The sequence below is a fragment of the Stenotrophomonas sp. YJH_SMC_36 genome, assembly GCF_059369935.1.
Genome location: NZ_JCAFTD010000003.1, coordinates 107992 through 127785, shown reverse-complemented (window position 1 = coordinate 127785; position 19794 = coordinate 107992). Strand labels below are relative to the sequence as shown.

The 19794-nt window shown below is 67.9% G+C and carries 20 protein-coding genes; 11 read left to right on the top strand and 9 right to left on the bottom strand.

Translation table 11 applies throughout. The features are described 5' to 3' along the window. Positions 1–172: 172 nt before the first annotated feature. Complete coding sequence (locus AC5P76_RS07165; protein ID WP_074900126.1) at positions 173–1171, top strand: energy transducer TonB; 999 nt, start codon at positions 173–175, stop codon at positions 1169–1171. A 59-nt stretch (positions 1172–1230) separates the two neighbouring features. Here AC5P76_RS07165 and AC5P76_RS07160 read toward each other — a convergent pair whose 3' ends face one another. Beyond that, on the bottom strand, positions 1231–1485 hold the full coding sequence (locus AC5P76_RS07160; protein WP_180876503.1) for a hypothetical protein: 255 nt from the start codon (positions 1483–1485) through the stop codon (positions 1231–1233). A gap of 77 nt (positions 1486–1562) precedes the next feature. Between AC5P76_RS07160 and AC5P76_RS07155 the strand changes: the two genes are divergently transcribed. Next, positions 1563–2348, top strand: a complete 786-nt coding sequence (locus AC5P76_RS07155) for an AraC family transcriptional regulator (protein ID WP_180876502.1) — start codon at positions 1563–1565, stop codon at positions 2346–2348. Between the two features lie 231 nt (positions 2349–2579). Here the strand turns inward: AC5P76_RS07155 and AC5P76_RS07150 are convergent, their stop codons facing one another. Genes AC5P76_RS07150 through AC5P76_RS07140 form a run of 3 tightly spaced genes read right to left on the bottom strand, consistent with a single transcriptional unit; the run spans position 2580 to position 6030 of the window. After that, positions 2580–3764 carry an ABC transporter permease gene (locus AC5P76_RS07150; protein WP_065174299.1) on the bottom strand — a complete coding sequence of 395 codons (1185 nt, stop codon included), beginning with the start codon at positions 3762–3764 and terminating at the stop codon, positions 2580–2582. Next, a complete protein-coding gene (locus tag AC5P76_RS07145) occupies positions 3761–4507 on the bottom strand; it encodes an ABC transporter ATP-binding protein (RefSeq protein ID WP_253119133.1) in 747 nt (248 codons plus the stop codon). The genes AC5P76_RS07150 and AC5P76_RS07145 overlap by 4 nt, the downstream gene beginning before the upstream one ends. Further along, complete coding sequence (locus AC5P76_RS07140) at positions 4504–6030, bottom strand: alpha/beta fold hydrolase (RefSeq protein WP_065181447.1); 1527 nt, start codon at positions 6028–6030, stop codon at positions 4504–4506. Before AC5P76_RS07140 ends, AC5P76_RS07145 begins: the two co-directional genes overlap by 4 nt. A 211-nt stretch (positions 6031–6241) precedes the next feature. Here AC5P76_RS07140 and AC5P76_RS07135 point away from each other — a divergent pair, with 211 nt between their 5' ends. Both AC5P76_RS07135 and AC5P76_RS07130 read left to right on the top strand, forming a co-directional pair. After that, a complete protein-coding gene (locus AC5P76_RS07135) occupies positions 6242–6742 on the top strand; it encodes a DUF1203 domain-containing protein (protein ID WP_253119131.1) in 501 nt (166 codons plus the stop codon). A gap of 213 nt (positions 6743–6955) precedes the next feature. After that, complete coding sequence (locus AC5P76_RS07130) at positions 6956–8125, top strand: lytic polysaccharide monooxygenase (RefSeq protein ID WP_495222714.1); 1170 nt, start codon at positions 6956–6958, stop codon at positions 8123–8125. Positions 8126–8175: 50 nt separating this feature from the next. On the opposite strand, the gene AC5P76_RS07125 is transcribed toward AC5P76_RS07130, so the two are convergent. Further along, entirely contained in the window at positions 8176–8925 is a 750-nt protein-coding gene (locus AC5P76_RS07125) for a ferredoxin--NADP reductase (RefSeq protein ID WP_080375334.1), read from the bottom strand. An 84-nt stretch (positions 8926–9009) separates the two neighbouring features. On the opposite strand from AC5P76_RS07125, the gene AC5P76_RS07120 reads away from it, so the two are divergent. The 4 genes from AC5P76_RS07120 to AC5P76_RS07105 all read left to right on the top strand — a co-directional run bounded on the left by AC5P76_RS07120 (position 9010) and on the right by AC5P76_RS07105 (position 12705). Then, positions 9010–9978: an ABC transporter ATP-binding protein gene (locus AC5P76_RS07120; protein WP_196769925.1), complete on the top strand. Its 969-nt coding sequence runs from the start codon at positions 9010–9012 to the stop codon at positions 9976–9978. After that, positions 9975–10766 carry an ABC transporter permease gene (locus tag AC5P76_RS07115; RefSeq protein WP_053519566.1) on the top strand — a complete coding sequence of 264 codons (792 nt, stop codon included), beginning with the start codon at positions 9975–9977 and terminating at the stop codon, positions 10764–10766. The genes AC5P76_RS07120 and AC5P76_RS07115 overlap by 4 nt, the downstream gene beginning before the upstream one ends. A 71-nt stretch (positions 10767–10837) precedes the next feature. Next, positions 10838–11776: a 2-dehydropantoate 2-reductase gene (gene panE, locus AC5P76_RS07110; RefSeq protein ID WP_253119129.1), complete on the top strand. Its 939-nt coding sequence runs from the start codon at positions 10838–10840 to the stop codon at positions 11774–11776. Next, positions 11773–12705, top strand: coding sequence for a Rossmann-fold NAD(P)-binding domain-containing protein (locus AC5P76_RS07105; RefSeq protein WP_253119127.1), 933 nt, complete (start codon positions 11773–11775; stop codon positions 12703–12705). The genes panE and AC5P76_RS07105 overlap by 4 nt, the downstream gene beginning before the upstream one ends. Here AC5P76_RS07105 and AC5P76_RS07100 read toward each other — a convergent pair. Next, positions 12696–13508 carry a TatD family hydrolase gene (locus tag AC5P76_RS07100; RefSeq protein WP_111187264.1) on the bottom strand — a complete coding sequence of 271 codons (813 nt, stop codon included), beginning with the start codon at positions 13506–13508 and terminating at the stop codon, positions 12696–12698. The two genes, AC5P76_RS07105 and AC5P76_RS07100, sit on opposite strands and share 10 nt — an antisense overlap. A 67-nt stretch (positions 13509–13575) precedes the next feature. On the opposite strand from AC5P76_RS07100, the gene hrpB reads away from it, so the two are divergent. Further along, positions 13576–16080, top strand: coding sequence for an ATP-dependent helicase HrpB (hrpB, locus tag AC5P76_RS07095; protein WP_253119126.1), 2505 nt, complete (start codon positions 13576–13578; stop codon positions 16078–16080). 118 nt (positions 16081–16198) lie between these two features. After that, the gene (locus tag AC5P76_RS07090) at positions 16199–16588 is read left to right on the top strand and encodes a hypothetical protein (protein ID WP_065174291.1); all 390 of its coding nucleotides are present in this window, start codon (positions 16199–16201) and stop codon (positions 16586–16588) included. Positions 16589–16647: 59 nt separating this feature from the next. On the opposite strand, the gene AC5P76_RS07085 is transcribed toward AC5P76_RS07090, so the two are convergent. The 3 genes from AC5P76_RS07085 to AC5P76_RS07075 form a co-directional block, all read right to left on the bottom strand. Continuing rightward, positions 16648–17187, bottom strand: coding sequence for a pseudouridine synthase (locus tag AC5P76_RS07085; RefSeq protein ID WP_065174511.1), 540 nt, complete (start codon positions 17185–17187; stop codon positions 16648–16650). 68 nt (positions 17188–17255) lie between these two features. Next, entirely contained in the window at positions 17256–17516 is a 261-nt protein-coding gene (locus tag AC5P76_RS07080; RefSeq protein ID WP_065174290.1) for a hypothetical protein, read from the bottom strand. 85 nt (positions 17517–17601) lie between these two features. Next, complete coding sequence (locus AC5P76_RS07075) at positions 17602–18459, bottom strand: class I SAM-dependent methyltransferase (RefSeq protein ID WP_197600232.1); 858 nt, start codon at positions 18457–18459, stop codon at positions 17602–17604. Between the two features lie 170 nt (positions 18460–18629). Between AC5P76_RS07075 and AC5P76_RS07070 the strand changes: the two genes are divergently transcribed. Further along, positions 18630–19586, top strand: a complete 957-nt coding sequence (locus AC5P76_RS07070; protein WP_053518125.1) for an aldo/keto reductase — start codon at positions 18630–18632, stop codon at positions 19584–19586. Positions 19587–19794 lie beyond the last annotated feature (208 nt).

Genomic DNA, 19794 nt, shown 5'->3' with positions numbered 1-19794 from the left:
CCGCCGGTCGTCGCTGCCGCCCTTGTACGCAGCGCTGGCGGGGATGCTAGATTGCTTCCTCGCCGTTGCCGGCGGTGGCGTCGGGAAACGCCACCCTGCCGTGCTCGGACCCACGGTCCCGGCCATGCATATCAATGATTTACGTAACGTCGTCTTCTTAGAGGGGAGCAGGATGTCGCACGTCACAACGATCACCGCCGCGCGCCGGTGGCTGCCGGTTGCCTTGGTACTGGCCCTGGCCGCCTGCTCGGGCAAGGAAGAAACGCCTGCCCCTGCCCCGGCAGGATCGCCTGCCGCTGCGGCGCCGGCGACACCGGTAGTGGCCGCCAAGGTGCAGTCGATGGGCACCGAGCAGCTGCGCGAGTCGGCCAGCCAGGCGCTGCGCGAGAACCGCATGTATGCCCCGGCCGGCGACAACGCCATCGAGTACTACCTGGCCCTGCGCGACAAGACGCCGGACGATGCCGCGGTGAAAAGTGCGCTGACCGACCTGCTGCCCTACACCCTGATCGCGGCCGAGCAGCATCTGGGCCGCGAGGACTTCACCGAGGCGCAGCGCCTGGTCGCCCTGATCGAGAAGGTGGATGCCTCCGCACCGGCCCTGCCACGCCTGAAGGAAGGCCTGGCCAAGGGTGTGGAAAACGCGGCCAAGCGCACCGAATCGGAAGCGGAGCGGGCCAAGAAGGACGCCGAGGACCGTACCCGGCAGCAGGCCGAGCAGCAGCGCCTGGCCGAGCAGCGCGCCAAGGAAGCTGATGCGGCCCGGCAGATCGCCGCACAGCAGGATGCCGCCCGCCGTGACAGCGAGCGCGAGGAGGCCGAGCGCCAGGCCGCCGCACGGCGTGAAGCGGAGCAGAAGCAGCAACAGGCCGCTGCGCAGCAGGCCAGTGCCGCACGCCAGGCACCTGCCGCTGCGCCCAGCCTGCGTCCGGTCAGTACGCCGGCCCCCCGCTATCCGGCCGACGCCCTGCGCGCCGGCACCTCCGGCGAGGTGCTGGTGGAGATCACCGTGGGTACCGACGGCTCGGTGGTGAACGCCCGCGTGCTGCGTGCGACGCCCGCGCGCATCTTCGACCGCGAAGCCATGAACGCCGTGAAGCGCTGGCGTTTCGAGCCGGTCAGCGCACCGGTCACCACCCGCCGCACCCTGGTGTTCGCGCCGGGCGGCTGAGCCGGGACATCCCCGCCAACCATCACGACAAGGCCCGGTCTGTCCGGGCCTTGTTCGTATCAGCGCGCGCCGTCGATCAGGTGCTGCAGGACCGGATCGCGTGCCCTCAGGATGCGGAACAGGCCCAACGCATGCAGACCCGGCAGCAGGGCGCGCAGGTCGGCTTCCGCCGCTGCCCGGGACGCGGGGCTGCCGGCGGGATCCTGCCAGTCGCGGACGCTGGCAAGGAAAGCGCCCACGCTGCCCTTGCGCACGGTGACGCCGTTGGCCACCACGTCGTTCTGATGGTCAGGGAGGATGTCTTGAGGCTGCATGAGGAACTCCTTTCGGCGGGTGGAGTGCAGTGTGGACGCTCCTGTCTGCCGGATCTGCCGTATAACTGCCAGTTGATATGGCATATCAGACATCCCCCGCCCTGATTGACCCGCCCCTGGTCGACACCGCCCGAGGGCCGGTGCTGCTGACCGCGCAACTGGCCTTGGACCGTCCACGCCGGACCGCCCGGCACCAGCACGCCCGCGGGCAGCTGCTGGGGGCGCGACAGGGCCTGCTGCGGATCGAGGCAGGCGACCTGCACTGGCTGCTGCCAGCCGGCCATATGGCGTGGGTTCCTCCCGGACTGCCGCATGCGCTGGCCAGCATCGGCCCGTTCAATGGCTGGAGCCTGTACCTCGACGCAGCGACCTGCACGCGACTCCCGGCACGCCCACGCATCGTGCAACCGGGCGCCCTGCTGCAGGCGGCCGTGGATCGCGCGCTGCGCTGGGCGCCCGCACCGCTCGACGCGGTGCAGGAGCGTCTTGCCGGCGTCATTGCCGATGAGATCGACGCCAGCACACCGCTGCCGCTGGCCTTGCCGCAGCCACGCGATCGGCGCCTGCGGCGCGTTGCTGCGGCGTTGGCGCGTGCACCACAGGACACCCGCAGCGTCGAGGCCTGGTCCCTTGCCATGGGACTGTCCAGCCGCACCCTTGCGCGCCACTGGCGCGCCGAAACCGGCATGACACTCAGCCAATGGCGCCAGCGCCTGCGCGTCCTGCTGGCGCTGCCACGCCTGCTGGCCGGGGAACCGGTGATCAGCGTGGCGCTATCGCTCGGCTACGACACCCCCAGCGCCTTCATCGCCGTGTTCAAGCGCGAGATGGGGGTGACGCCTGCGCGGTATGCAGAGGGCTAACGTATTCAGCACTTCCTCTGCCTGCCTTCGCGCCCCAGACTGCCTGCTGGGGCCGATGTCCCGGATCTGTACCACGTCGCCGATACCTGGGAGAACTTTGACCGACTGGCCCCGGTGATCGCCCGGCGCTTCGCCGCTTGGCAGGCAAGGCGAACCTGAAAACAGCGAGGCCCGGAATGACCGGGCCTCGTTCCCTATCCGCCGGGTAGGGCCCGGCGCTTCCAGTGGCGGTCAGCCGGAAATCGCCAGGCGTTCGTTGTGGTAGCGGCGCACGGCGGCAAACCACAGCAGTGCGGCCAGACCGAGACTGGCGCCCAGATAGATCGCCCAGACGCTGGGACTGATCACTTCGTGGCGGATGACCTTCAGCAGCATCTGGTTCTGCGACAGGAACGGCACCGCGTACTGCCACAGCTCGCTCTTCAGCGGGTAGGCGACCAGCGCGTAGCCGGGCAGCATCGGCAGCAGCATCAGCCAGGTCATGTGGCTCTGCGCTTCCTTCATGCTCTTGGCCGCAGCCGACAGGAAGGTCAGCAGCGAGGTACCGATCAGCAGCATCGGCAGCATCACCAGCAGCATCTGCAGCATCGAGCCGACATTCATGTTGAACTGGCGGCCGATGTTGCCCGGGGCGATCTGCGCGCTGACCTTGAAAGCCACCAGGGTCAACAGCAGGGACGCGAAGCCGACCACGCAGGCGGCGGCGATCTTGCCACTGACGATCGCGCTGCGAGAGCCGGGCGTTGCCAGCAGTGGCTCGAGTGACTGCCGCTCACGTTCGCCAGCGGTGGCGTCCATCACCAGATAGGCGCCGCCGATGAACGAGGTCAGGGTCAACAGCACCGGCAGCAGCATCGACAGGATCATGCCCCGTTTCGCTTCGGCACTGGCCAGATCCTGGCTACCCACGTCCAACGGACGCGCGACCTGGGCATCCACGCCGCGTGCCATCAGCCGCAGTGCGCCCACCTGGCCGTTGTAGGTGGCCAGCGCCGCTTCCAGGCGTGCGCTGGGCACTTCGGCGGCACGCCGGGTGCTGTCCTTGATCACCTCCACCAGCGCCGGCCTGCCCGCGGCCCAGTCCTCGCCGAAGTCATCGCTGATGCGCAGCGCGACGTCGATGTCCTGGTTGCGGATGGCCGCAGCCAGGTCCTTGGGTGCTGCGCTGGCGTTGAGCCCCTGCGCGGCCAGGAAGCGGACCAGGTTCGGTGCGTTGTCCGCGCCGATGGTCGGAATCTGCAGCGGTTGCTCGATCTGCGTGCGCACGCGGCTCTCGGCCAGCTTGCCCATGCCCAGCAGCAGCACCGGGTACAGCAGCGGACCGAACAGCAGGGTCAGCATCAGCGTGCGGCGGTCGCGGGAGAGATCACGCAGCTCCTTGCGCATCACCGTCATCAGGGTCGACATCATGCTCATGCGTGCAGGCCCTCTTCGCTGCCGATCAGTTTCACGAACGCATCTTCCAGATTGGCTTCGCCGGACTGCGCGCGCAGCTCATCGGCACTGCCGGCGGCCATGACCGTGCCCTTGGCGATGATCACGATGTGGTCGCACAGTGCAGCCACCTCCTGCATGATGTGGCTGGACAGAATCACGCACCGCCCTTCCTCACGAAGTCCCAGCAGGAACCGGCGCAGTGCACGGGTGGTCATCACATCCAGGCCGTTGGTCGGCTCGTCGAGGATCACGTTGCGCGGATCGTGCACGAGTGCGCGCGCGATCGCGGTCTTGGTGCGCTGGCCCTGCGAGAAGCCATCGGTCTGGCGGTCGAGGATGTCGCCCATGTCCAGCGCTTGCGACAGCACGTCGATGCGCTCGCGGATGCGTGCTTCGGACAGGCCGTGCAGCCGGCCGAAATAGGCGATGTTCTCGCGCGCGGTCAACCGCTTGTAGACGCCCCGCGCATCGGGCAGCACGCCCAGGTGGCGACGGACCTCCACGGGATTGCGCGCGGCATCGACGCCATCCACGCTGATGCTGCCCTGGTCAGGCGTCATCAGGGTGTACAGCATGCGCATGGTGGTGGTCTTGCCGGCACCGTTCGGGCCAAGCAGACCGGTGATGCGACCGTCCTCGGCGCGGAAGCCGACATCGGCCACTGCCTGGATGCGGCCGGTGCGGGTATCGAAGGCCTTGTGCAGGTTGTCAGCGACGATCATGGTTCCCATCCGTTGAACGAGGTGAACGCCGGCACGTAGCTCAGCGTATCCAGGCAGCTGGCATCCAGCGCCTTGGCATCGGTGCTGTCGATGAACTGGCCCAGCAGGCGGGGCATGCAGCCGGCGGAGAGCGTGCCGTGGCCCTGGCCGCGCGCGACCAGTGCGCGCCCCTGCGGCAGCCCCTTGAGCACCTGTGCGGCGTAGCGCGGTGGCGTGACCGGGTCCAGTTCACCGGACAGCAGCAGCGCCGGCACCTCACTGCGCAGCGGTGCGGCATCCGCGGCGGGGGCCGCGGTGTGCGGCCAGACAGCACACGGCGCGAAGAAGGCGCTGGCCACCTCGTTGCCGAACAGGCGCTCGGCATTGGCGGCTGGCGCGTGGTAGCGCGGAGCGTCCTCGCTGCAGATCACCGACCACTGCATGCCGCGGTTGATCTGGAAACCCATGCTGCGGTTGGCACCCCGTGCCAGCGAGGCGAGCGGCGCGTAGCGGCCCTGCGCAGCCTCGTCCAGCACCAGCGGCAACAGCGAGGCGTACTGCGGAACATAGGAGAAGGCGAACGCCAGCCCCATCACGCTGTCCGGCGTCAGCACGTCGCGCCGCGGCGCGTTCGTGCCGGGGTCGCGGTAGTCAACGGTCACCGGCGCGGCGCGCAGCGTATCGAGCACGCCGCGCAGCTGCTTGCTGGTGTCGCTCGGAAAGCGCTTGCTGCACGCCGGGTCCTTGCGGCACTGGGCCGACTGCAGATTGATCGCGTCTTCGAAGGTATTGGCGAAGTCACCCCCGACCACCAGCTCGTTCGGAACGACGCCGTCGATGACGATGCTGCGGGTGTGCTGCGGATAGGCCGCGGCATAACGCTGGGCCACGCGGGTTCCGTAGGAACCACCCACCAGGTTCAGCGCATCCACGCCCAGCGCCTGGCGCACGGCATCCAGATCGGCAACGGCGTCGCGGGTGGTGTAGAACCGCGCATCGGCGCGTCCCTGCAACGAGCTCGCGCAGCGCTGGGCGTAGTCGCGCAGCAGCGCCTCGCTGGGGGGCGCCTCCTCGTCGAACGCCAGTTCCTTGCCATCTGCGCCCAGGCAGGTGAGCGGGTTGGAACCACCGGTCCCGCGCTGGTCGATCAGGAAGATGTCGCGTTGCTTGCGGACCTGGCGCAGGGCGGTATCGACGATGACCGCCACCTCGCTGGCTGCCTGCCCGGGTCCGCCGGCGAGGAAGAACACCGGATCCGGTTGGCCGGAGCCACTGTTGCCCGATTCCAGCCAGGCAATACGGAGGTTGATCTTCCGTCCCTGCGGCTGCGCCCTGTCCTCGGCCACCTGCAGGGTGGCGCACTGTGCCTCGACGTTGGCGCTGGCGCCCATCGTGGTCAGTGTGCAGGGTTGGAAGTCGATCTGTCCGTAGCGGCGGCCGGGCGTTTCCGCCGCCGCATCGGCGCTGCCGGAAGGCGCTGCGCCGCAACCGGCAAGCAGCAGGCTGGCCAGCGCGCCGGCCAGTGCGAGGTGGTGTCTTTGCATCGTGCTCGTTTCCCCTGGAAGACGTTCCTGTCGACCACGACGGGCTGCCGCGGAAGATGTGACCCAACTTACACGGGCAGGAGGCTGGCGGCGATGGGCAATCGTCACTGGAAAGCCAGGCCCATGTCGGCCGGATCGAATGCGGCGTCGCATCATGGCGAGCAGCGCAGCCGTCGGCCACGCAGACTCATGGAGAACCCAGGAGATTCCCATGAACGCGTGGTACCTCAGCGGCCTCGATCACCGCCCCTTCCAGCACCTGTTCGAACAGAGCGACCGCGCGCTGGCCGCGCAGGGCATCCTGCGACGCTGGGCCGGGGATCGCGGCGGCCATCCGTGCCGGGTCAGCCTGTCCGACCCCCCAAGTGGCGCCGAACTGCTTCTGCTGCCCCATACCCACCTGGCCAGGCACTCGCCCTATCGCGCGTCCGGTCCGATCTTCGTGCAGCGCGGCGCTACGCGCTGCGTCCTGCCCGCCGGGGTCGTTCCGCCCTACGTCGAGCGACGGCTTATCTCACTGCGCGCCTACGACGAGGATGCACTGATGATCAGCGGGCAGGTCTGCCCCGGCAACGAGGTCGGGGTACAGCTCGATGTGCTGTTCGCCGATCCCGCGGTGGCCTTCGTGCAGTTGCACAACGCAGGCCACGGGTGTTTTTCGTGCCAGGCGGACCGGATGGATCAGGACGCGCTGACACACGGCGTCGCGTGATCGGCACCACGCACGACGCGTGACCTTCTGCGCATCCGTTCAGGCCTGCGTGAAGCCTGTGGGAAAGGCTTCACGCAGGCAGTCACGGAACGGCACTTCCAAGGTACCGCGCGATGCAGCGCACCTCGATACTCGCCGAGGTGCCGCCGACCGTCCGCTGCGCAGCGCAACGCCTGCGGTCACCGTTCCCATCGACGACCACAAGGATGCGCCATGTCATTCCGATCCACACGTGTTGTGCTGGCCAGCTCATTCGCAGCCGCCGGCCTGATCTGCCTGGCCAGCAGCGCATTCGCGCACGGCACCATGACCACGCCGGCCAGTCGCGTCTACGCCTGTTTCCAGGGCAATCCGGAGAATCCAACCAACCCGGCCTGCGCCGCCGCGAAAGCACTCGCCGGCTCGCAGGCGTTCTACGACTGGAACGGCATCAACCAGGCCAACGCCAATGGCAACCATCAGGCCGTCGTACCCGACGGCACGCTGTGCAGCGGCAACAACCCGACCTTCCGCGGCCTGGATCTGAACCGCAGTGATTGGCAGACCACGCCGATCCAACCCGATGCGAACGGCAGGTTCACCTTCGTGTTCAAGGCCACCGCACCGCATGCCACGCGTGACTGGCGATTCTTCGTTACCCGCGAAGGCTGGACACCGGGCAGTCCTCTGCGCTGGGCGGACCTGCAGGAGTTCTGCACACTGGGCAACACCCCGCTGTCCGCCGATGGCACGTACAGGCTGCAGTGCCCGCTGCCACAGCGCACGGGCCAGCACGTGATCTACAACACGTGGCAGCGCGCGGATTCGACCGAAGCGTTCTACACCTGCATGGATGTGCGTTTCGAGGGCGGCAGCACTCCCTCGGCATCGCAGTGGCAGGATGCCGGCCCGCTCACCGCGCGTGGCGATCTGCCGGTCGGCACCGTCCTGGCGCTGCGCGTGTTCAACGCCAGCGGCAACGATGTGGAGCGGGTGGAGGCCACACTGGCCAGCGGCCAGACGGCGGCCGCGCAGTGGCCGCTGGTGCTGGCCCGCAAGGTCAATGGTGCCAGCCAGCACGCTCGGGTGGGCGTACTGTCCAACGGCACGATCACGCCGACGGCGTCGGCGACCGGCAACCGGGTCTATCTGAAAGAAGGCAACCGCTTCCAGCTGGACACCCGGGTACCCGATCCGGGCACGCCTTCGCCGGGCGGCGACTTCGACTACGTGTACCCGGCAGGCATCGGCAGCTATGTGCCCGGGCAGACCGTGGTGAAGGGCAGCGATGGCCGGCTGTACGCCTGCCGTCCGTTCCCTGAAGGCGCGTGGTGCAACGTCAACGCCGACGCGTACCGGCCGGGCGTGGGCGCAGCCTGGCGTGATGCCTGGGTGCCGTACTGAGACCGGCGCGGTCTGCGGGAGGCGGCTGGCGCCGCCTCTCCGCAGCGCACTCACTTGCTGCTGACGTACTTCTCGCGGCGGATCTGCGGGTTGCCCAGCCCGGCCGCCTTGAGCAGCTCGGCGCAGGCATCAACCATGTCCGGGTTGCCGCACAGGTAGGCGATATCGGTGGCCGGGTCCGGCGTGAAACCAGCCAGGGCCTGCTGCACGTAGCCATGATGGACGTCGGCGTGGGCCTGTTCCGGCAACTCCCGCGACAGGCACGGAACATAGCGGAAGTTCGCGTGCTTTTCGGCGAAACTGTAGAAATCTTCGCTGTACAGCAGTTCGCCCGGGCTGCGTGCACCCTGCAGCAGGACGACCTGCACGCCGCGTTCGGTCATGGCCCTTTCCAGCAGTGGCAGCATCGAGCGATAGGGGGTCACGCCGGTACCGGTGGCGATCAGCAGATAGCGCGCGTTGTGATCGCCGGGGTTCAGGCAGAACCGCCCGTACGGGCCGGACGCGCTGATCTGGCCGCCGGTTTCCAGCGCCTCGAACAGCGCTGTAGCGGCGCCGCCGGGCACGAAACTGACCGCGATATCCACGGCTTCGCCGGGCCCCAGTGCGTGATCATGCAGGGTGGCCAGGGAATAGCTGCGCTTGGTCTCGGTGCCATCGGCGTAGCTGAAATGGACCTGGATGAACTGGCCGGGCTGGAAATCCAGCGGCTGGCCATCGTCGCGCACGAACTGGTAGTGGCCGACGGTCGGGGCCAGCATGCGGCGGCCGACCAGCTTGAGGGGGAATTGAACAGGCACGACTTTTCGGGACAGTGTGTAGCCGGGGCGAGCCCTCGGGGTCTTCTATAATAGCCCTTCCCCGCCCCTCTCCAGCGCCAGCCCATAGGCGCGAAGGCTTCGAGCTTGGCATCCCTGAACGATACGGCGCCCGCCCTGCGCGTGCGCGACCTGCGCAAAACCTACGACAACGGAACCCAGGCCCTGAAGGGGGTCTCGCTGGAGGTCGCCCCGGGCGACTTCTTCGCCCTGCTGGGCCCCAACGGGGCTGGCAAGTCCACCCTGATCGGCATCATCAGCTCCCTGGTCAACCTCAGCGAGGGCCAGGTGGAGGTGTTCGGCAGCGACCTGGTGCGCAACCGCAGCGCGACCATGCGCCTGATCGGCCTGGTGCCGCAGGAGATCAACTTCAACCTGTTCGAAAAACCCTTCGACATTCTTGTGAACTACGCCGGCTTCTATGGCGTACCGCGCGAGGAAGCGGAGCAGCGCGCGGAAGAGGAACTCAGGCGTGCTCATCTGTGGGAGAAGGCGCAGGTGATGAGCCGCACCCTGTCCGGCGGCATGAAGCGCCGGCTGATGATCGCCCGCGCGATGATGACGCGTCCCCGCCTGCTGATCCTGGATGAGCCGACCGCGGGCGTGGACATCGAGATCCGCCGCGACATGTGGCGGGTGCTGAAGGAGATCAATGCGGCTGGCACGACGATCATCCTCACCACCCACTACCTGGAGGAGGCCGAGTACCTGTGCCGGCATCTGGCGATCATCAACCACGGCCGGATCGTCGAGCAGGGGCCGATGCGTGCGCTGCTGGCCAAGCTGGACGTGGAAGGCTTCCTGCTGGACATCGATGGCGATCTGCCGGTGCAGCTGCCGGCGATCGAGGGCGCAACCCTCAGCGCGCCCGACGCGCACACCCTGGACATCGACATGCCACGGGCGATGGATCTGAACCGCGTGTTCGCCGCGCTGAATGAAGCCGGCATCCGCGTGCGCTCGATGCGTACCAAGAGCAACCGACTGGAGGAGCTGTTCGTGCGCCTCACCGGCAACCAGGAGAAATCCGCATGAGCACCACCGAGCTGACCGACGGCCAGCGCAACCGCGTCGCGCTGCTGACCATCGTGCGCCGCGAAGTGACCCGGATCATGCGCATCTGGGGCCAGACGCTGGTGCCGCCGGCGATCACCATGACCCTGTACTTCCTCATCTTCGGCGGCCTGATCGGCTCGCGCGTGGGCGAGATGGGCGGGTACAGCTACATGCAGTTCATCGTGCCCGGGCTGGTCATGATGAGCGTGATCCAGAACAGCTACGGCAACATCAGCTCGTCCTTCTTCGGCGCCAAGTTCGGCCGCCACGTGGAAGAGCTGCTGGTGAGCCCGATGCCGAACTGGGTGATCCTGTGGGGTTACGTGGCCGGTGCGGTACTGCGCGGCCTGATGGTCGGCGTGATCGTGCTGATCATCGCGATGTTCTTCACCCCCGTGCGCATCCCGCACCCGCTGGTGACACTGACCACGGTGCTGCTGGGCGCTACCATCTTCTCGCTGGCCGGCTTCATCAATGCCGTGTACGCGAAGAAGTTCGACGACGTGGCGATCGTTCCGACCTTCATCCTGACCCCGCTGACCTATCTGGGCGGCGTGTTCTATTCGGTGAAGCTGCTGCCGGCCTGGGCTGAAGCAGCGACCCATGCGAACCCGATCTTCTACATGGTCAACGCGTTCCGCTACGGCCTGCTGGGCAGCAGTGACGTGCCGCTGTGGGTCGCGTACGCGCTGATGATCGGCTTCGTGGTGGTGCTGACGGCGGTGGCGCTGTGGCTGCTGCGCCGCGGCGTGGGCATGCGCAGCTGAGCGCCGATCGCCGGGGTCGCGATCCCCGGCACACTCGCAACATTGGTTCCGCAGACAACGGTGAACGTGCAATGCGCATCCTGATTCTCGGCGCCGGCGGTACCGGCGGTTACTTCGGCGGCCGCCTGGCCCAGGCCGGTGTGGACGTGACCTTCCTGGTCCGCCCTGCCCGCGCCGGGCAGCTTGCACGCGATGGACTGGTGATCCGCAGTCCAGTCGGCGATGCCGCCTTCCCGGTGCAGCACGTGACAGCCGATGCGCTGCCCGCGCTGGCCCGGGAGAGGCCCTTCGACCTGGTCATCCTCAGCTGCAAGGCCTACGACCTGGACAGCTCGATCGAGGCCATCGCGCCGGCGGTGGGCCCCGGCACCACCGTGCTGCCGATCCTCAACGGGCTGCATCATTACAACGATCTGGATGCACGCTTCGGCCGCGAGGCGGTGCTGGGCGGGCTGTGCTTCATCAGTGCGACCAAGGCACCGGACGGTGCGGTGGTGCATCTGGGAAAACCCGCCAAGCTCACCTTCGGGGAACGCGGCGGTGGCGCGCTCTCGGCGCGCGTGCGTGCCTTCGCCGCCGCCTGCACGCAGGCCAACCTCGATCACCTGGCCAGCGAACGCATCGGCCAGGAGCAGTGGATCAAGTACACCTTCCTCACCGCGCTTGCCGCGGCGACCTGCCTGTTGCGCGCGGACATCGGCACGATTGTCGCGACCGATGATGGCACGGCCATCGTGCAGGGCCTGTACGACGAGTGCCTGGCCGTGGCGGAGGCGGCCGGTGAGGCAGTCCCGGCGGCAGCGCAGGACACTGCGCGCGGCACGTTGACCCAGGCCGGCTCGGCATTGAAGGCCTCGATGTTGCGTGACCTGGAGGCCGGGCAGCAGGTGGAGGCCGGCCACATCGTCGGTGACATGCTGGCGCGTGCACGCAGTGCCGGCCAGCAGGGCGTGCTGCTGCAGGTCGCCTACAGCAGCCTGCAGGCCTACCAGGCGCAGCGCCGGGCGTGAGCCTGACGCTGCCGGCCGGTCCGTTGCCCGGACGGGTGCTGATCCTGGGCATGGGCTGGAGCGGGCGCGTACTGGCGGCTCGCCTGGAAGCGCTGGGCGTGCAGGTCGCCGGCACCGTACGCGATCCGTCCACGGCAGCCGTCGATGGCCTGCGCTGCCATCGACTCTGCGCTGGCACAGCACCTGCACCCGCGCTTCTGGATGACATCGCGCGCGCCGATGCGGTGCTGGGCAGCATACCGCCCGATGCCGACGGCGACCCGGCAGTGCGCATGCTGCGCACGGCACTGGAAGACAGTCCCGCATTGCAGTGGGTGGGCTATCTGTCGTCGACGTCGGTGTACGGCGACCGCCAGGGCGGCTGGATCGATGCGGACAGCGTGGCCGACGCCACCGGGCCTGCGGGCCTGCAGCGCCTGCGCGCGGAGTCGCAATGGCGCGCACTGGCCAGCCGGCGCGGCATCGCCTCGGCAGTGTTCCGGCTGCCCGGGCTGTATGGTCCCGGCCGCAATGCACTGGTGCAGCTCGCGCAGGGGCGTGCCCGCCATGTGCTGAAGCCGGGCCTGCTGTTCAACCGCCTGCATGTACAGGACCTGGTGGCGGTGATCATCGCGGCGATGCGGCGACCCACCCTGCAGGCGCTGTACCTGCCCAGCGACGATGAGCCCGCACCGCCACAGGACGTGCTGGCCTTCGCCGCGCAGCTGGGAGGCTTTGCGATGCCACCGGCAATGGCGTGGGACGACCCGGCGCTGAGCCCGGCCCTGCGCCGCTTCTACGAAGGCAGCAAGCGCATCGACAGCCGCGGTACGCGCGAAGCGCTGGGGTGGGCGCCGCAGTTTCCGACGTATCGGGAAGGGCTGACGGATCTTGCCGCTTCGCTCGCCGGGCATGGCCGAGCGTCACCGGATCCGGGCATTCACGGCTGACGTGTCGTGTCGGCGTCGGGCAGCCGGAAGAAGGCACGGGCTGCCGCCGTGGCATGGGCTGCGGTCAGCACGACATCCTCGCCACGATCATGGGCCAACTCCTCGACGATGTGCGAAAGGAACATCGGTTCGTTGCGGCGATCCTTCGGCATCGGCTTGAGCGTGCGCGGCAGCAGGTACGGCGCATCGGTCTCGATCATCAGGCGATCGGCTGGAATGCTCTTCACCAGCTCGCGCAAGTGCGCCCCGCGACGCTCGTCGCAGAGCCAGCCGGTGATGCCGATGTACCAGTCCTGGTCGAGGTAATCAAACAACTCCTCCCGTTCACCGGTGAAGCAGTGCACCACCGCCGGCCCGAGGCGACCCTCGAAGTTCTTCATCTGCGCCATGAAGTCGGCGTGCGCGTCGCGCTGGTGCAGGAACAGCGGCTTGCCGTTCTCCGCCGCCAGCTGCAGCTGGCGCTCGAACGCACGGTGCTGGGCAGGTCGCGGCGAGAAGTCACGGAAGTAGTCCAGTCCGCACTCGCCGACCGCCACCACTTCCGGGTGGGCATGCAGGGCGCGCATCTCCGCATCGCATTCTTCGGTGTACTCCACCGCATGATGCGGGTGTACGCCGGCCGTCGCATACAGGAATCCCGGATGCTGCTGGGCCAGCTGCAGCGCCAGCGGAGAGTGCTCGCGGCTGGCCCCCGTGACCACCATCTGCACCACCCCGGCCTGGCGGGCACGCTGCAGCACGGCGTCGCGGTCGCGGTCGAAGGAGTCGTGGGTCAGATTGGCGCCGATATCGATCAGGTGCATGGTCATCGCGGAGGAAATGTGCCTGCGCATTGTACCCGCGCCCAGCGTGGCCCCTTATCCTTTGCGCATGAACGCCCCGCACTTCCCCATTTCTCCGCTGCTGCCGCAGATCCAGCAGCATCTGGCTGCACAGCCACGGCTCGTGCTGGAGGCACCACCGGGCGCCGGCAAGACCACCCAGGTACCGCTGGCGCTGCTCGATGCACCGTGGCTGCAGGGCCGCAGGATCATCCTGCTGGAGCCGCGCCGGGTGGCCGCGCGCAGCGCAGCGATGTTCATGGCAAGGCAGCTCGGCGAGGAGGTCGGCGATACCGTCGGCTACCGCATCCGCTTCGAGAACCGGGTGTCCGCGCGCACCCGCATCGAGGTGGTGACCGAAGGCATCCTGACCCGCATGCTGCAGGACGACCCGTTGCTGGAACAGGTGGGCGCGATCCTGTTCGACGAGTTCCATGAGCGCCACCTCAGCGGCGACCTGGGATTGGCACTGGCGCTGGACGTACAGGCACAGCTGCGCCACGACCTGCGGCTGGTGGTCATGTCGGCGACCCTGGATGGCGAGCGGCTGGCACGCTTCCTCGACGCACCCCGCTTGAGCAGCGAGGGCCGCAGCTACCCCGTGACCGTCAGCCACTTCCCGGCGCGTCGCGAAGAATCACTGGAACTGCAGGTCCGCCGTGCAGTGCAGCAGGCGCTGGTCGAGCACCCGGGCGACGTGCTGGTGTTCCTGCCTGGCCAGCGGGAGATCGCCCGTGTGCAGGCCGGTCTGCAGGAATCGATCGGCGGCAACACCGAGGTCCTGGCACTGCATGGCGAACTGCCGGTGGAACAGCAGGCGCGCGTGCTGCAACCCGCAGATGAGGGCCGCCGCCGCGTGGTGCTGGCCACCAACGTGGCCGAATCCTCGGTGACCCTGCCCGGCGTGCGCGTGGTGATCGACAGCGGCCTGGCACGCGAGCCCCGCTATGACCCGAACAGCGGCTTCACCCGCCTGGACGTGGTGGCCATTGCGCAGGCCTCGGCCGACCAGCGTGCCGGTCGTGCCGGCCGCGTGGCCGAGGGCGTGGCCTGGCGCCTGTGGCCGCAGTCGCAGCGGCTGGAGCCTCAGCGGCGTGCCGAGATCGACCAGGTCGAACTGGCAGGACTGGCGCTGGAGCTGGCGGCGTGGGGCAGCAGCGACCTGCGCTTTCTCGATCCGCCCCCAAGCGGACCGATGGGTGCGGCGCGCGAGCTGCTGCACCGCCTGGGCGCGTTGTCGGAGTCGGGCGCGATCACCGCCTTGGGCCGACGCGTGCTGGCGCTGGGTACCCATCCACGCATGGCCGCGATGCTGCTCGCCGCCCCTGACCCGCACGCACAGGCGCTGGCGGCCGATCTGGCGGCGCTGCTGGAAGCACGCGACCCCCTGCGCCAGGGCGGCGATGCACTGGCGGCACGCTGGCGCGCGCTGGCCGCGTTCCGTGCTGGCCGCGCGCCGGCCGATGCCAGTCGTGGTGGACTGGCTGCCATTGATGCCGCCGCGCGCCAGTGGCGGCGTCGGCTGCGCTGCGATGCGGCGCCCCCTGCCAGCATCGAAGCGCACGCGCTGGGCGATCTGCTGGCGCACGCTTTTCCCGATCGTATCGGCTTCCAGCATCCGGGCGATCCGCTGCGCTACCTGCTCGCCAACGGGCGCAGCGCGCGCCTGCATGAACTGAGCGATCTGCGTGGCGAACCGTGGCTGGTCGCCAGCGAACTGCGTTTCGAGGCCCGCGATGCGCTTCTGCTGCGCGCCGCGCCGGTCGATGAGGATCATCTGCGCAGGATCTACCCGCAGCGCTTCGTCACCGCCGACACGGTGCGCTGGGACGGCGAACGGCGTGCGCTGGTCGCACTGCGCGAAACCCGCTTCGATCGCATCGTGCTGGACAGTCGCTCGGCGGGCCGGGTCGACCCGGAACACGCGGCCGGCGCCTTGACCGAGGCTGTTGCCGAGCTCGGCCTGCAGGCACTGCCGTGGACCGAGGCCCTGCGCCAATGGCAGGCACGGGTGGAGTCGCTGCGTCGCTGGATGCCCGAGCTGGAGCTGCCCGACTGCAGCGATGCCACGCTGCTCGCCACCCGCGCGCGGTGGCTGCAGCCTGCGTTTACCGGCAAGAGCCGCCTCGATGCGCTGGACGAAGCCAGCTTCGCAGAAGCGCTGAAGTCGCCCCTGGCATGGTCACAGCGGCAGCTCGTGGAGCGGCATGCGCCAAGCCGCATCACTGTGCCCTCCGGGCTGGAGCGGCCCATCACCTATGCACTGGACAGCGAGTCCGGCGAACCGCTGCCACCGGTGCTGGCCGTGAAGCTGCAGGAGTTGTTCGGACTGGCAGACACTCCCCGCATCGCCGATGGGCGCGTGCCACTGACCCTGCACCTGCTGTCACCCGGCGGTCGTCCGCTGCAGGTCACCCAGGACCTGCGCAACTTCTGGGAAAACACCTATGCCGAGGTGAAGAAAGAGATGAAGGGCCGCTATCCCCGCCATCCCTGGCCGGACGACCCGTGGACGGCCACCGCCACCCACCGGGCCAAACCACGGGGAACATAGCAATCCTGCCTGATCCTGAATGGAGCGCGTAGAGTCACGCCGTGTGACTGCCCGACTGACATACCGTTTACGGGCAACGCGCCACACTGGACTTCGACCCGAGGCAAAGGACCCCCGCATGAGCAGACTGACCGTGATTACCGACCGCGCCCTGGAGCGCGCCCTGGACCTGGCCCACACCGCGGGCGACGGCCTGAAGAGTGCCGGCGGCAGCCTGCGCCATCTGGGTCCGCAGGCCAGCGACTGGATCAAGACGGGAGCCGCACTGGGCGCAGTGAAGACCGGTGGCAAGGTTGCCACCAAGTTCGCCCGCCGCAATCCGGCAGTGACCATCGCCGCCGCGGCAGTGGGTGTGGGTCTGCTCGGCTATGCCCTGTATCGCAAGCAGCAGAAGAAGAAGGCGGCCAATGGTCAGGTCGTTGATGGCCAGGCGCAGCGCATCAGTGCCCGCGACCGCCGCAACGACACCGTGGTCGACGAGCACAGCGATATCGGCAGCGACGCCTGAGGCAGGCGGCTGTATCCGGGCCGGAGATCGCCTGTGGGTGATCTCCGGCCCGTTTCGTTTCAGCCGATCTGCCGCCACTGTCCGGGGCGCAGATCATCCAGCCGGTAAGGACCCATTGCCACCCGCACCAGGCGCAGGGTGGGCAGGTTCACGGCGGCGGTCATCCGCCGTACCTGGCGGTTGCGCCCTTCGCGGATCGTGATCGCCAGCCAGGTATCGGCAACGGTCTTGCGGAAACGCACGGGCGGATCGCGCGTCCACAGCTCCGGCGCGGGATCGAGCCGTTCGACCTTCGCCGGCAGGGTCGGCCCATCATTGAGGATCACGCCGCTGCGCAGGCGCTGCAGCTGTTCCTCGCCAGGCGTGCCTTCCACCTGCACCCAGTAGGTCTTGTCGGCCTTGTGCTTCGGGTCGGTCAACCTGTGCGCCAAGGGACCGTTGTCGGTCAGCAGCAGCAGGCCTTCGCTGTCATGATCCAGCCGGCCCGCCGCATACACACGCGGCGGCAGGCCGAAACCCGCCAGGGTCGGGCGCGGCGGGACGCTGCGATCGGTGAACTGGCACAGCACATTGAACGGCTTGTTGAAGGCAATCAGCATCGCAGGCACGGCAGGCGGTGGATGCGGCATTGTCCCATTCCGGCGCTGCCATCGCGATCACGGGCGCCTCAGCCGAAGACTTTCCACTTCAGCAGGAACGAAACAAGCACCAGCGCAATGCCACAGGCCGATGCGATCGCCGCCCGCCGCCGCTGGGACGCCAATGGCGGGCTCGCACGGCGCGCGCGTTCATCCTGCAGGATGCCGATCAACAGCACCGCGAACCCCACCGCGCCCAGCAGGTCATAGGTATTGCCGCCATGGAAGGTGAAGTCGAACAGGCGTACCAGCACCAGTACTGCGATCACGATGTACAGGATCTTCTTCAACCGCTCACTCCTTTGACTGTCGCGCCGGGCCAGGCCCGGCGGATACACGTGTGTCCATTGCCGCTTGCGGCTGCGAGGCTTCGCCTCAGGGCTTGATGAAGCGCAGGGTCATGCGATCGCTTTCGCCGATGGCCTGGTACTTCGCGGCGTCGGCCTTGTCATGCTGGTTGGTCGGCGGCAGGGTCCACACGCCGTTGGGATGATCCTTGGTGTCGCGCGGGTTGGCATTGATCTCGCTGCGCGCATCCAACCTGAAGCCGGCGGCCTCGGCCAAGGCGATCACCTGCTGCTGGCCGACATAACCAGTGTCATCATCGTCGGCCACATCGGCCTTGGCGCGGTGCTCCACCACGCCCAGCACGCCGCCCGGCTTGAGCACGTTGAAGAAGCCCTGGAACATGCCCTGCGCCTGGCCGGCCTTGCGCCAGTTGTGCACGTTGCGGAAGGTCAGCACCACATCGGCCGAGTTGGCCGGTCCGAACACCGGCTTGGCCGGATCGTAGGCGACCACGACTGCTTTGCCGAACTGTGCCGGCGCACCGGCGAACTTCTTTTCCAGGCCATCGCGGCTGCGCTGCTGGTAGTCGCGGCCACGACCTTCTGCCACCGCCATCGGGTCGACCACGGCTGCCACGTACCGGCCCTTGTCATGCAGCAGCGGCGCGAGAATTTCCGAATACCAACCATTGCCCGGAGTGATTTCGATGACGGTCTTCTCCGGTGCCACCGAGAAGAAGGCCAGCGACTGTGCCGGATGACGGTAGCCATCACGCTTGACGTTGGCCGGATCACGGGTCGACGCCTTCACCGCAGCGTCGATGGCGGGCGATACCTGGATCTGCGCCGGCGCCACCAAGGTCGGCGCAGCGTACGCGGGCACGGCAGCAAGCAGGGCGGAAGCAAGCAACAGGCGGCAACCACGCAGGGACGAAGCAGGCATCATCGGGGCGACTCCAGCGGAATGATGCGGCGAGACTAGCAGTCACCGCGCGCCAGGTGTTCACAAATCGTTAGCCGCGCGCCCGTCGCGGAACACTGTTTTGTGGTCAGCGCCGCAGCGCGGTAACACAACGCGTTCTATTCTGGAGCACTTCCCCCAAGGAGACCGTGCCCATGACGGCAACCCGTGAACTGGGCCGTTCCGGCCTGCATGTACGTCCGCTCGCCTTCGGAGGCAACGTGTTCGGCTGGAGCGCCGACGAGAAGGCCAGCTTCGCCCTGCTTGATGCCTTCGTCGACGCCGGCTTCAACCTGGTCGACACCGCCGACGTGTACTCGGCCTGGGTGCCCGGCAATGTGGGCGGCGAATCGGAAACGCTGATCGGCAGGTGGTTCGCCCGCAGCGGCAAGCGCGAGAAGGTGGTGCTGGCGACCAAGGTCGGCAAATGGGCCGAACGCCCTGGGCTGACCCCGGACAACATCAATGCGGCGGTGGAAGACTCGCTGCGTCGCCTGCAGACCGATGTGATCGATCTGTACCAGGCCCACGAGGATGATGAGTCGACACCGCTGGAAGCCACGCTGGCCGCGTTCGGTCGCCTGATCGAAGCCGGCAAGGTGCGCGCCATCGGTGCCTCCAACTACAGCGCCACCCGCCTGGCCGATGCGCTGAAGGTATCCACCGATTACAAGCTGCCGCGTTACGAAACCCTGCAGCCGGAGTACAACCTCTACGACCGCGCCGGCTACGAGACCGCGCTGGAACCGCTGGTGCAGCGCGAGCAGATCGGCGTGATCGGCTATTACGCACTGGCCAGCGGCTTCCTCAGCGGCAAGTACCGCACGGCAGCCGATGCGGGCAAAAGCCCGGCGCGGGGCGAGAACGTGGTGAAGCGTTATCTCAACCCGCGCGGCCTGCGCATCCTGGAAGCGCTGGATGACGTGGCCAGCAAGCACACTGCCAGCCCGGCACAGATCGCACTGGCATGGCAGATCGCACGGCCGTCGATCACCGCGCCGATCGTCAGCGCCACCAGCGTCGAACAGCTGCACGACCTGCTGGCCGCGGCGAATGTATCGCTGAGCGTGCAGGATGTCGCGCAGCTGGACGCGGCAAGCGCGGAAGGCTGAGATTGGCCGGGGCCGGTCGCCGGCCGGCTCCGGCATCGGGCAGAAGAAAATAATTCAACAAAATGGTTGCGCACGACTAAATCGTGGTTTATCGTGCGCACCTCGTTTCAACACCCGCCTGGATGTTTCCCTTGAACGCGCATTTCTCCGCCATCGCCACACTGCTGCCATGCCTGCGCATGGATGTGCTGGCGCGCGCGTCCGGCAA